The following is a 12,934-nucleotide window of genomic DNA, read 5'->3' on the forward strand; positions in this document are numbered from 1 at the left end:
TCGGAGCAGGGTGCTAGACGTACTCCACGGCCCGGCGGTCGCGCGCATGCGCTTCCGGTTTCCGATCCGTGGCAGCCACGTAACGATTGCACCGCAAACGTTCCATCACGTCGCACGCGCGATCCGGTTGGGACAGGTCAGCGTCAGGGTCCCGACGGACCTCGCGGCAGGTGTTGCGGCGCAATATAACGATGTCGCGCGAACACGAGCGGACGGTACTGTCGTCGCGGCGAATACGCTGGAGGTGGTGTCGGCAACGGGCCGGATGGACGAAGCCTATATCGTCCATGAGGCCTTGCATGCGGCTTACGATCTGCTGCGCACCGGCCTTGACGCCAATGCGGAGGAGGCGTCCGCCTATGTCTGCACTGCGCTTTATTGCCGCATGACAGGTCTACCGCGACCTCGCTGGGCGAACGGCCCGATCTACGCCAACGCCGCCGAAGTTGCCCGAACGCTGCTATCACAATATCAGAAGGGTGATCCCGGCATTCCCTGGGTCGGCGAACATGAATGGCGGATGCTGCGCGCCGGTGTGGGCCTTAATTCGGTCTATGCCAGTGGGCCTGGCGGCATTCTCACCGGATGGCTCCTCGGCCAACAATACACCCACGACGGCTGATGGGACGGGGCCGGATCCGCTCCACAAACTGCTGGCCGGCGGGCTAATCGCTGCCAGTTCGTGCCGAGGTTAACCGCCGTTGAAGGTGTTAGGCAACCAGCAGACCTAGTTTGCCGACCGTCGCCAGCGAGCGGTCAACACTCTGTCGGGTTGAGAGTAGCAACGGCTCGGCGGGCTGCCCGGCATCATCCACTTGCTTGACCTGGATGGTCTGTCCGAAGGTTTCGGTCATTTCGGCCGTGATTTGCTCGATCGTTCGAGAGCCGTCGAGCAGTTGCAGGAAGTGGCGCGTCCTGTCGTCTTCCAACTGCACCGTTTGGTGGAGCAGGTTGGTGACCAGTGGTCCGGTCTGCGCTTGTCTGCGAGCGAGTAGGCTCGCCTGCGGGCAATCCGTGACTTCCGTCACGAGAAAGGGCGGCGATTTCAGAAAGGAGATCTCGCCGCTGCAAGCTAGGATATAGAGCGCATCCGTCAATATCCGTTGGTCGTCGCTTGTTTGCCGGCCTTCCAACAGCGCCCGGGCGCCATCGAGCAGTTCAGTGAACGAGAGCGCGCGAGGCCAGGCCCGGCCGAGACAAAGATGTGCAGCCTTCAGGAGCGGATTGGCCACCGTGATTTGGCTGCCGTCCTGATTTTCAAACTCCATTTCGGAATCGTCGGTCAGGCAGGTGTCGGGTCGACGTGGGCTCGCGGTGCTTAGCAGATAGAACCGGGTGATGAAGTCGAGATCGACCCGGCGGCCAAGGGAGATGCCCTCGTGGCAGAGCAACGTACGCCGAAACCCGTTGCCGTCGATGAAGTCCTGATATTGATCGCGCGCCATGAATTCGTTTTCGGGAAAGCGCTGCAGCGTGGCGCGCACCTCTTCAGTGTAACCCGCAAGATAGCGTCGTGAAAAGTCGGCGTCGCTCAGATACTGCAGCCCATGTCGGCCAGCATCTTCGACGACTTCGTGTAGCAGGAAGGCTGTCGCGCCCTGGTCGAGATCGTCGTGAAAAAGCAATTCATCCGGAGCCTTGAGAACACGGTTGCACTGATCGCGCATGACCGCACCGTGCACTGAGTTGGACTTCGTCCCCTCGCTGAGAAACTTCACGATGGCGCGAGCTTGTCCAACCTTCTCCTTCATCCCCGTTATGCTCCGGGTGTGGTAGCGCATCATGTCGCGAACCATGTCGCGAAGGTGCGAGAACGGGTGCGCGTTATAGCTGACGTAGCAGAGCCCCTCGGGTGCCAAATTCCGTTTGAAAATGGTCATCATCTTCTCGCGCACGATCGGCGGTACCCATGAATACACGCCATGAGCGATGATGTAGTCGAACTGTCCGAAGGCCGCGTCGACATCCATGATGTCGCAATGCAGAAGCCTGATGTTGCTCAGGCCCAATGCGGCGATGTTTCGCTGCCCGCGTTCGATGGTAACGCCACTCAGGTCGATGCCGACGAACTCGCTATCCGGATATTGGAAGGCCATGGGCAGCAGATTGCCGCCAACGCCGCAGCCGAGCTCCAGAACCCGGCAGTGCTCGACCGGAGCCGGCTGCATACCGTAGACGGTCGCGATCGTTGCCAGTTGGTTTGGGTGAGTGAGCCCGTAGACATGCCCGGGATAGTACACCTCATCGTATGGTGTGATGCCGGTGGTTGGCTGGCGGTGTTCGGTCTGGATGTTCATCGCAGTCAGTTCCACGAGTATGCAAACTTGTCGTTCACGATCGAGACGCGCGTCTGCTTGACTTCCTCCTTGGCGAGAGACTTGCTGAGGAATTCACGCGACAGTTCTGGCAACAGCGTGTTGGTGATGATGTTATCGATCATCCGCCCGCCGGAGTCCGGATCGTTGCAACGGGATACGATGTGCTCGACGACCGCATCGTCGTAGCCGAAGGCAGCCTTGTGATTATCGCGGAGGCGCTGTCCGATCCGGTCGAGCTGCAATCTGACGATTCCGGCAAGCATCTCGTCCGAAAGCGGAAAGTACGGGATCGAAACTATGCGTCCAAGTAACGCGGCAGGGAACACCTTCAGCAATTCGGGCCGCAGCAGCCTGGCGAGTTCTTCCGGCTCGTTGCGATACTTTGGGTCTCGCGCCAGGCCCATGATGAGATCAGTGCCGACGTTTGTGGTCAGAATGATCAGTGTGTTCTTGAAGTCGATTCGCCGGCCGTTGCCGTCCTCCATGACCCCTTTGTCGAACACCTGGAAGAAGATCTCATGGACGTCAGGATGGGCCTTCTCCACCTCGTCGAGCAGGATCACGCTGTAGGGCTTGCGGCGAACCGCTTCGGTGAGCCGGCCGCCTTCACCATAACCGACATAGCCCGGAGGCGCGCCTTTCAAGGTCGAGACCGTGTGCGCTTCCTGGAACTCCGACATGTTGATCGTGATCATGTTCTGCTCGCCGCCATAAAGGGTTTCGGCAAGTGCGAGGGCGGTTTCCGTCTTGCCCACGCCGGACGGTCCGGCCAGCATGAAAACGCCAATCGGCTTGGACGGGTTGTCCAATTTGGCGCGGCTGGTCTCAATTCGTTTCGCGATCATCGTCAGCCCGTGAGACTGGCCGACGACGCGGCGATTGAGAATTTCCGGTAGCTTCAGGACGGTCTCGATTTCGTCGCGCATCATTCTGCCGGTCGGAATGCCGGTCCAGTCAGACACGACAGAGGCGACCGACTGCTGGTCGACATGGGCATAGATCATCCGCTTTTCCGGATTGATGCCCTCCAGTGTCTCAAACTTGCCACGCAACTCCACGCGCTTCGCTGCTCGATCGTCGTCTCCGTTCTCGGAGAGGATCTCGCGAATGCCGCGAATGTCCTTGACGAGTTCCTGTTCCCTGGCCCAGTCGCCTTCAAGGCCGCTCAGCTTGTCCTTCAGCGCGGCTATGTCGCCGTCGACCTCGGCAATCCGCTCGCTGTTCTCGTCCCCGAGGTCACCATCGCTGACCAGCGCTGATCGTTCGGCTTCGCGAGCGGCGATAGCGACGCGAGCGTCCTCGATCAGAGCCGGCGTCGCACTTTGACTGATGGCGACCCGCGCCGAAGCTGTGTCCAGCAGGCTGACCGCCTTGTCCGGCAACTGTCGGGACGGAATGTAGCGATGCGACAGGTTGACCGCGGTCACGATCGCGGCGTCCGAAATGCGAACGCCGTGGTGCTTTTCCATCGGGCCGAGGAGACCGCGCAGCATGATGCAGCAGGTCTCGACATCCGGCTCATCGACCTGGATCGGCTGGAAGCGTCGTGTGAGCGCGGGATCCTTTTCGATATATTGGCGATATTCTGCCCAGGTGGTGGCGGCGATGGTACGCAGCGTGCCGCGGGCGAGGGGAGGCTTGAGGAGATTGGCTGCGTCGCCGGTGCCGGCCGCTCCACCGGCGCCGATCAGCGTGTGAGCTTCGTCAATGAACAGGATAATCGGGGTCGGCGAGTTCTGCACCTCGTCGATCACCGAGCGCAGGCGTTGCTCGAATTCACCCTTCATCGAGGCGCCGGCCTGCATCAGGCCGATATCCAGCGCGCAGAGCCTGACGTTGCGCAGTGGCGGTGGCACCTCGCCAGCGGCAATGCGCTGGGCAAATCCCTCGACCACGGCGGTCTTGCCGACGCCGGCTTCGCCGGTGAGGATCGGATTGTTTTGCCGCCGGCGCATCAGCACGTCGATCAATTGGCGGATTTCGTCGTCTCGCCCGAGGATCGGGTCCATCTCGCCCGATCTGGCTTTGGCGGTGAGATCCTGGGAGAATCTGTCGAGCGGCGTTGTTCCCTTGGGATTTGCCCGGTCGGCACCGTCAGAGCCGGCACCGGCCAATCCGGTGCCGTCCATCGGACGCATCGTTTCTTCCTCAGAGCCTGCCCAGACGGCGCGGTGCTCCGCTGCCAATGCGTCTACGTTTATCTTGGCGAACTCCTGCGAGATGTTGTTGAGGGCACGACGGATCTCATTCGATTTCAGTCCGGCGACCAGGAGATGGCCAGTGCGGATCTGAGTCTCGCCGAAGAACAGCGTGGCGTAGTGCCAGCCACGGTCGAGAATATCGATGACCGAATTGGCGATCCCCGGCATATCGGTTTCGTTCTTGCGGAAGCCGTTGATGACGCCTGCGAGATCAGACAGCAGCCGCGCGCGGTCCAGCTTGTAGTGGTCCGCCGCGAGGCTGAAGTCGGTCCTTTCCTGTTGCAGGATGTGAAACAGCCAGTGTGCGAGCTCGACGTTGCGGTTGCTCGCGCTCTTAGCGTGACGCAGGGCCTGTATGAAAGCATCGTAGCCGGCGCGGTTCAGCTTTCCAGTCACGGCCTCGAGGCTGATGTCGGTCACGGTGGGCCTCCTGCTCAATTGCCCCGGGGCGATGCCCGGCTCATCTTGGAAATTGGCGCGAATTCCATGATGTTAGGACAGTCGGACCGGTGCCTAGGTTCAAATCGGTGGGGCGTCTGTCGGGGTGCTTCGCCGGGCTCTCAGACGCTCGGCAAGGTGAAAGCGAGCATCGCGGCGATATTCCTCGGTCGAGGCCCAGTTCGGTGAAACCCAGCTGGTCCACCCGAGGCGTCCGCTCTGTCCAAGCTTCATCGGGACGACTGCTCCCGCCGGAATGGCGAGTTCTACCTCCCACTCGAGTTCGTCGCCGATATAGAAGTACACGGCGTCAGCTAGGGGCTCGGACAAGTTAGGCGCTTCAGTGGGCAGGAACTGCTCGTATTGAGCAAAATCCTTCACGAAAACGCGAACCCTGATCTTGTCTTCGACACTGAACACCCGCGAGCCCAGAAGCGCGTCGTGGCCGAGCCTGGCGTGCGCCGCGCCGAGGCGGCTGCAGTGGCTTGCCTCGAATGGGAGCCATGTGCCGACAAATTCGTCGATCTCAACCCTGACATCGAACAGCCCCTGCAGCAGCCGGGCCAGTCGTGACGCGGATTTCGCCCTGGGTGCGACCAGTCCAGCGAAGCTGAGCTTCGCCATGTCCGGTACCGTGTCTCGATTGGCAAAGATATCAGAGCCAAGGCCGGCAAAGGAGCCCACATAGGCGATGAAGCGGTCATCCGATGGCCTGTCATGCTGCGCGATCGGCCGCGCGTCCGCCCAGGCACGAAAGAACAATTGCAGAAAGCGTCCATTGAGAAGGTCGAGAAAGCGCGGAAAGGCGTCGTCTCGCATCAACTGCCAACCGACGCTCTCGTCGGTGGTGGCCAGAGGCAGCGCGCCTTGCGGTCCGAGGAGGCCGAGGAATTTGACCAGGATTCTGAGCCTGCCATCGCGGTCGTCGACTGAGCTCAGATTGGACGCGGGAAATTCCAGATAGGGGGTTTGACCGAGGTCAACAAATTCCTCGCGACGCGCGGCACTGTCGCCGATCCGCGGTCGATCTGGATTGGATCGCTCGAGCTGGCGGAGCGTCTGGAAGAAATCGAACCGCCAAGGCTCGGCCTTCATTTGATCGATCAGCATCACAGCGGCCTCCGGGTGCCCATGCGGGTCGGCCAGCGCATGATCTCGCCGCGTTCCGAAGTCGATATGACCGTTTGGGTGAAGGTGTTGAAGCCCGAATAGTCGGCGAAAAAGCGCTCCAGCACCGCCCCGAGCAGGAACACGCCACTGCCTTCGAATGCCTTCTCGTCGAGTGTGACGGTGATCTCCAGGCCGCGCGCTGCGCCACTGCCGGTACGCTCACGCACTCGCCGCACCACGGGCCTGCTCTCGACGCTGCGCACGCCACGAATCTTTCGTTCCGTAGCGTCGTCGAACTGGTCGGCGAATAATGACAGCATCTCCCGCAGTGCTCCGGCGTTCTTGCCGCCGCTGCGTTCTACGAGGCCGAGATAGTTCAAACTCAGCATGTTGATCAGGCGCCAACTGACAACACCGCTATTGGCGATTTCACTGCGACTGCGCAACTGCGCCACCACTGGCTCGCGTGGCCGGGTGGGCCCGGCGATGCACATCAGCTCGAGCGAGGTGTCATCCAGCAGGCGAAAGTCCGCTCCGCCTTGGCCGACCGGCAGATGTTCCGTGAGATGCCGGTTGGAGCACAACGCCCGGACGCTCAGTTCGGCGGCAGATCCGTCGCCGCTCAGGTCACCAGGCTCGAGCAGCGAAAGGAACATGTCTGTCCCGGTGTAGTCGGAGGCCGTGCCATATGTCTTTTCCTCGACGGTGCGGCGCCGCGGTAGCCGACGAACGGTAAAATAAAGTCCCTCGACCGATGTGGCCGTGCGGTCGACTGCGGCGGAGTACAGCGGACGCACCTGCCGCTTGTCTTTTTCTGCGGGGAAGTGCGCGTAAACCTCCAGTACCTGGTGCGGCTCGTATTCGAGATAGCGGCTTCGGTCGGGCACCACGTGGTATTCGTGCGTATTCGATTTGACAGGGATGCGATCGCTGGTTTTCTCGAACAGGTTGATTGCCGGGGCAGTGTAGAGACTGAAAGTCTCTGCCCGGACGTAGGCCGCAAGCCGTGAGTTGTGCTCATCGAACGCGAAGACGATATCGATTGACTTGCCGCGCAACCGAGGCATCACAGCGCGAAGTCCCGTCAGATTGATGCCAAGGAACTTGCGCGGAAACACGAAATACTCCCGCAACAACTCCGAGCCGCGAAAGACCCGGTTATCGTTAGGAAACAGGGATTCGTTCTCGCCGAAGCCGACCTGTTGCACACAGTCGTTCGGGGCCCGGATGACGACCGGATCGCCGAAATCGTCGAGATAGCGAAAGTAGACGCTGATGCAGTTCGAGGTCAGCTGTTCGTAGAGCGCGACAGCGTCGGATTCGGCGCCGGTAAGATAGATAGGCAATTCGCTGGTGCGGCAGCCCGCGAACCAGGTTTCCGGCTTGTTGCGAGCCTCCGCGTCCGCCGGCTCTTCGTCGAGCCGCGCGGCGGTACGGTGGGTCATGGAGAGCCTGAGCCCCGCAATGACCTCTCCGCCGATTGGAATCCCGAGGGCCTGCAATGCGCCCGCGGTCGCAAAATATTCGGCACCGGTGACGTCAAAGGGCCAAAGTACGATATCGCGGCAAAGCCTGAATCGGCAGGCGAGGCTCCGTTCCCTTTCGCGATAGCTCGCATCGAAGTAGGCGCCCCGCGCGATTTTCCTGCCGTCGCGCAATGCCGGATCGGCATAGGGTGGCTGTGCCTTGACCAGCATGGCAGATGGAGTTGGCGCGAGATAGTTCGGAACCAGCTGTTCGAGCAGGTTTGCCGTGAACTCCGGAAATTCGTGCTTGAGCTTGAGCTGAACGCGAGCAGCAAGGAACGCGGCTCCTTCGAGCAGCCCCGAAATCATTGGATCTGAGCGATCGCGGATCAGCCCGCCGAGGCGTTCGGCGATGCCAGGATATTCCTCGGCAAAGTCTTCCGCATGCTCGTACAGCAGCGACAGTTCACGGTTGTAGAAGTCGAGGAATTCGCGATTCATGCTATAGTCGATTGATCTGGATGTCGCCGCTGTCGAGGTCGACGTCCGCGACGAATTCTACGGGCACGTTGAGCGGCTCGCACTTCAGGTCGGATTGCACGACAAAGCGCAGCTTGAGTTGTTCGGGGCCCACGGAGGTGTCACGGCGCACCCGGATGGACCTGCGATCGAGTCGCGGCTCGTACGTCGCAAGTGACATGCGCAGGGCGTCGCTGAGCTCTTCGTCCGTGACCTCGTCGATCGAACGGTTTGCGATGTCGGGAAAACCATAGTTTAAAATCGAGGTGCGAACGTGGCCGCGGCCAGTCAGATCGAGCGTCGATTCGAGGGCAATGGTATTCAGGAGCGTTTCAACATCATGCGAAACCTCCCGCCGTAGCACCGTCTCCGAGATCGGGAAACGACCAGTGCTGCGCCGTCCCGCTATGACTCGCTCACCGAACTGATCGCGCAGTTCGAGTGGCTTGCGCGCATCACGAGCGTCATAAGCCGCACGAAAGGCCAGCATCAATGGCGGAGAGAGCCGGTCCTTCTTTGGCGTAACAGTCATTGACAATCTCCGTACCGCCAACGCCGATTGCCATTCTTGGCAACCGGCGCCAGACAGGAGCTTACGATCAGGCCCATTCCTTGTTGGCCGGAACGTCCCAGCCGAAGGTCGGCGATGCGCCGGCGCCACCCTTGTCCGTCTGGGTCTTGTACGTCATCTTCACCTTCGCGAAGTTCAAGCTCACATTTTCGGTGAGACGATCTTCGCCATGGGATCCGCCGGTCGATACGCTCGAGACCAGCACGTGCTTCATCTCGATCTTGAGATACTCCAGCGGATTTTCACCGGCCTTGCGGACAGTGAGGATCGCGGTATCGATGTGCTTGCCGTTGGCGCAGACCTTGAACAGCTCAGGCGTCGCCTTGTCGACGAAGTGCGTGAAGTGGAGATCCTGAACGTTGACCTTGCCGGCGCCACCGCCTGACCCGCTGTGGAAGGTGCCGCTCTGGCTCTCGCCAAAGGACCAGCTCAAAATGTCGATTTCGTCCTTGTGTTTGTCGTCGAGCGACTCGCCCTTGATCGGGTCGAGTTTCAAAAAGATATCGACAGCCATATCATAGCCCTTTCAAAAACCTGGATGAGTGACAGTTGCGATAACGCGGCGTCAGGAGCTCGGGCCTGGAAGGCGGGAAACAAGGCTGAGGCCGACGTCCATCGCTTCCAATTGAAAGTGTGGACGGAGAAAGAAGCGCGCGTTGTAGTATCCCGGGTTCTCCTCGTTTGCTATGACCTCGACCTTCGCAGCGGCCAGCGGCTTGCGCGCCTTCTGCGCCTCTGACGATAGGGCTGGATTGGCATCAACGTACTCGTTGATCCAGGTTTGCAGCCAGACCGTCAGCTCATCCTTTTCCTTCATGGATCCGATTTTGTCGCGAACCATGCATTTCAGGTAGTGCGCAAAGCGGGACACTGCGAACATGTAAGGCAGACGTGACGACAGGTTGTCGGATGCGGTTGCGTCCACACCCTTCTCGCCGAAGTATTTCTTCGGCTTGTAGATCGACTGGGCACCGATGAAGGCGGCCTTGTCGGTGTTCTTGCGGTGGATCAGCGGGATAAGGCCCGCCTTTGCAAGCTCGTGCTCGCGGCGATCGCTGATCGCGATTTCGGTGGGGCATTTCAGGTCAACGCCACCATCGTCAGTCGGGAATGTGTGCGTCGGCAGGTTGATGACCTCGCCGCCCGACTGCACACCGCGGATGCGCGTGCACCAGCCGAACTCCTTGAAGGCGCGGTTGATGTTGACTGCCATCGCATAGGCGGCGTTGATCCAGCCGTACTTATCACCGGTGTGTCCGTCCGTCTCCTCTTCGAAGGCGAATTCTTCCACGGGCTCCGATTTGGCGCCGTAGGGGAGGCGACCCAGAGCGCGCGGCATGCAAAGGCCGAGATAGCGGGAATCGTCCTGATCGCGCAGTCCCTTCCATGCGGCGTATTCCGGTGTGTCGAACACCTTGCCGATGTCGCGAGGGTTGGACAGTTCGGTCCACGAGTCCATTCCCATCAGGGTAGGCTCGGCGCCGCTGAAGAACGGGGCATGCGCGGCGCCGGCGATCTTGCTGAGGTCGCGGAGCAGCTGCACGTCGGTCGGGAGGTGGCTGAAATAGTAGTCGCCGATCAGGCAGCCGAACGGCTCGCCGCCGAGCTGGCCGAATTCGTACTCGTAGATCTGCTTGAACAGCGGGCTCTGGTCCCAGCGCGCATCGGGATAGAGTCGCAGGTTCCGATACAGCTCGCTCTTGGAGACGTTCATCACCCGGATCTTGAGGTTGGCGTCGGTCTCGGAACTGAAGACGAGGTAGTGGAGGCCGCGCCAGGCACTTTCGATCGCCTGGAATTCGGGTGCGTGCAGGATCTCGTTCATCTGCGCGGTCAGCTTCTGATCGATCCGCGCGATCATCTCCTCGATGGTGTCGAGCACGTCCGATTTGATGACGCTGGTGTCCTTGAGCGCCTCTTGAACGAGCGTGGACACCGCGTTCTCGACCTCGGTCGCCGCACGTTCGGTGCGCGGCTTGAAGCTTTGCTTCAGCAGGGCAGCAAACTCGTCAGCCTCGACGGTCCCGACTTGGGTGGTCGTCTCTTTATGGGTAGCTTCTTTTGCCATGGTCCCCATCCTTCCCTTAGCTGTTGGTGTCGGGTTCGGTGGACTGGCTGGCCGCGCGCTCGCGCAGTGCGGCCATCAGTTGAGGATCGGCGAGGAGTTTCTTCAGCTGGTCCTCGGCGCCCACCTTGCCATCCATGTAGCGCAGCAGGTTGGCGAGCTGTTCACGTGCTTCGAGCAGTTTGGCCGTCGCCGGCACCTGGCGAGCGACCGCCACAGGCGTGAAGTCGGACATCTTGTTGAAGCGCAGGTTGACGGAGATCTTCTCGTCAGAGTCATCGCTCAGACGATTGACGACGCGCGTCGTCACACCGGGCTGGATCGCCGTCATGCGATTGTCGAAATTGTCCATGTCGAACTCAAGGAACTTGCGCTCCTCGACCTTCGCCTTCTCGACGCCGGGGTTGTTGCCGGAAAGATCGGACAGGACGCCCATGACAAACGGCAGTTCGATTAAGCGTTCGGCGTCGTATGGATCTTCGTAAGTGATGTGCACGCGCGGTGCGCGGTTTCGGCGAATAAATTTTTGGCCGCTGTCGGTTGCCATTGGGGTGCCCTCTTCACAAAAATCTCTGCGGAAGCCGACTTGCGCGACGCAGGCAGGGAAGTGCCCGGGTCTTCTTCGGCAAAGCTTCCTTTCGTTTAGTTAGTCCCTTCGAATGGAAGGCGGGTTCAATTCGATTTGTCGATCGCCTTCAGAGCGCCCTCCGGCAAGACTTCGTTCAGCAGGCTGAGGAAATCTCGTTGTGCGAGTTCGCGTGCGCGATCGACCAGGAAGGGGATCGGGCTGGACGGCTCTGCGGTCCGGAAGAAAGACGCTACCTTGCTCAGCAAGTCCAACGCTTGGGCTCTGCTTTCTGCTGCAAAAACAACGTCTTGGGCATCATTTTCCGTCGTGGATGGGAGCGATGTGGCGAACTCCGCCATGCGCTCGATCGGCAGGTCAAATACCTTGTCGCGACCGATATTGATGGCGGCGCTCTCGACGTGGGCGGGCATCAGCATCCGCATCACTTCGATAAACGATTTGCCAACCATGTCCTGTGCCTGCCGCACCAGCAAGAGTGCAGGGCTCGACGGTTCCCTCCGAGCGAAATATTCGGCAGCGGCCGCCAGCGCCGCGGATGCCTGTCCGGGCGAGGTCACGGCGCCGGCGATTTCGATCGGAAGCTGCGGGCCGTCTTCGGCAGCCTCGTCCGGCGAGGGGGCGGCCGCTGCCGGATCGCGTGCGGTGACCAGCGCCGCGAGCCAGTTGGCCATGCCATTCGCGACGCCCGCCAACCTGTCGAGACTGATGGGTTGCCCCGAATTCAACTTCTCGTGCCAAATCGATTTGATGCCGGCAATCTCGGCAGCGACCGCGGAACAGCGGGTACTCACCGCTTTGAGGGTGTCGAGCTCGGTCTCGCCGATGATGCGTTCAATGCTTCCGAGATCGGGCATGTCGACGTCGGCCTCAGCGGCGGGAATTTCGCCCTTGGCAATCTGATAGGCACGGTAGTTGAGGCTGCCGTGCCTGCGATTTTCGATTAGGGGAAGGAATTGGAGCGGGTTGATCACCGTCGGAAACACGTCGATCGCCTCGACGGTGACGGCGCGAAAAGCATAGTCGCCGTCCTCGCCCCTCGGGTGAACCGCATCCCATTGTTCACGCAGCAGCACGGTGGTCGCCTTCAGGCAGCTGAGAAAGCCGTCGAGATCGCGGTTCAAGATGGAGAATTTGGCGAGCAGCATGGTCAGGCGCAGGTCGCGGGTGCGTGCCAAGAGCGGCTGCGCAGCGGCGAATTGGCCGGCAATGTCGATGGCCTTTGGGTCGAATCGTCCGCGCTCTCCATTGGCGTTGACGACCTCGAAATACGACATCGGAAGCAGCGATTCCGCACCTGCGAAGAAATTGAGGTACTGGACATCCCCGGCCGCATCGAGGTCAGGCCCGCAGGGATCGTCCGGGGCTATAGGCTGGGTCAGGGATGTGACATCGAGCATGCAAAGATGGTCCGTCTACGGGGCCCTAGCCCCTTTACCAAGACCGTCACAAGTGGCGGATCGGGCGGGGATCATGACCCGGTCGTCTGTTAGGTCAGATCAACGATGACCTCGGTTCATTCCCGGCGGCCAGGACCGTTTCGCGTGAACCAACAAGCTCTTGGAGCCGACTACATGAATGCCGGGATGGTTCCATCGGGCGCGTACTTTGGCGCGTCAGGAGCGGGCGACCCCAGGCGGACTGGTCGGTCGTCCTACCG

The 12,934-nt window shown here is 60.7% G+C and carries 10 protein-coding genes; 1 reads left to right on the forward strand and 9 read right to left on the reverse strand.

What is annotated here, in order from left to right; genetic code table 11:
- Positions 1-46: 46 nt before the first annotated feature.
- Positions 47-622 carry a hypothetical protein gene (locus BraRD5C2_RS33405; protein WP_223975657.1) on the forward strand — a complete coding sequence of 192 codons (576 nt, stop codon included), beginning with the start codon at positions 47-49 and terminating at the stop codon, positions 620-622.
- Positions 623-710: 88 nt separating this feature from the next.
- Here BraRD5C2_RS33405 and BraRD5C2_RS33410 read toward each other — a convergent pair whose 3' ends face one another.
- From BraRD5C2_RS33410 to BraRD5C2_RS33450, 9 genes are all read right to left on the reverse strand, one after another.
- Positions 711-2,297 carry a methyltransferase regulatory domain-containing protein gene (locus BraRD5C2_RS33410; protein WP_223975659.1) on the reverse strand — a complete coding sequence of 529 codons (1,587 nt, stop codon included), beginning with the start codon at positions 2,295-2,297 and terminating at the stop codon, positions 711-713.
- A gap of 5 nt (positions 2,298-2,302) precedes the next feature.
- Positions 2,303-4,939 (reverse strand): type VI secretion system ATPase TssH, encoded by a 2,637-nt coding sequence (gene tssH, locus BraRD5C2_RS33415; protein WP_223975660.1) that lies wholly within the window; start codon positions 4,937-4,939, stop codon positions 2,303-2,305.
- 99 nt (positions 4,940-5,038) lie between these two features.
- Positions 5,039-6,103, reverse strand: coding sequence for a type VI secretion system baseplate subunit TssG (gene tssG / locus BraRD5C2_RS33420; protein ID WP_223975704.1), 1,065 nt, complete (start codon positions 6,101-6,103; stop codon positions 5,039-5,041).
- Positions 6,067-8,034, reverse strand: coding sequence for a type VI secretion system baseplate subunit TssF (gene tssF / locus BraRD5C2_RS33425; RefSeq protein ID WP_223975661.1), 1,968 nt, complete (start codon positions 8,032-8,034; stop codon positions 6,067-6,069). The genes tssG and tssF overlap by 37 nt, the downstream gene beginning before the upstream one ends.
- A gap of 1 nt (position 8,035) precedes the next feature.
- Positions 8,036-8,584 carry a type VI secretion system baseplate subunit TssE gene (gene tssE / locus BraRD5C2_RS33430; RefSeq protein ID WP_223975662.1) on the reverse strand — a complete coding sequence of 183 codons (549 nt, stop codon included), beginning with the start codon at positions 8,582-8,584 and terminating at the stop codon, positions 8,036-8,038.
- Between the two features lie 67 nt (positions 8,585-8,651).
- Positions 8,652-9,137, reverse strand: coding sequence for an Hcp family type VI secretion system effector (locus BraRD5C2_RS33435; RefSeq protein ID WP_223975663.1), 486 nt, complete (start codon positions 9,135-9,137; stop codon positions 8,652-8,654).
- Positions 9,138-9,188: 51 nt separating this feature from the next.
- Positions 9,189-10,691, reverse strand: coding sequence for a type VI secretion system contractile sheath large subunit (tssC, locus tag BraRD5C2_RS33440; RefSeq protein ID WP_223975664.1), 1,503 nt, complete (start codon positions 10,689-10,691; stop codon positions 9,189-9,191).
- A gap of 16 nt (positions 10,692-10,707) precedes the next feature.
- Complete coding sequence (tssB, locus tag BraRD5C2_RS33445) at positions 10,708-11,235, reverse strand: type VI secretion system contractile sheath small subunit (RefSeq protein ID WP_223975665.1); 528 nt, start codon at positions 11,233-11,235, stop codon at positions 10,708-10,710.
- Between the two features lie 125 nt (positions 11,236-11,360).
- Positions 11,361-12,674 carry a type VI secretion system protein TssA gene (locus BraRD5C2_RS33450; RefSeq protein WP_223975667.1) on the reverse strand — a complete coding sequence of 438 codons (1,314 nt, stop codon included), beginning with the start codon at positions 12,672-12,674 and terminating at the stop codon, positions 11,361-11,363.
- Positions 12,675-12,934 lie beyond the last annotated feature (260 nt).

The organism is Bradyrhizobium sp. RD5-C2 (assembly GCF_019972155.1).
Taxonomy (GTDB): Bacteria; Pseudomonadota; Alphaproteobacteria; order Rhizobiales; family Xanthobacteraceae; genus Bradyrhizobium.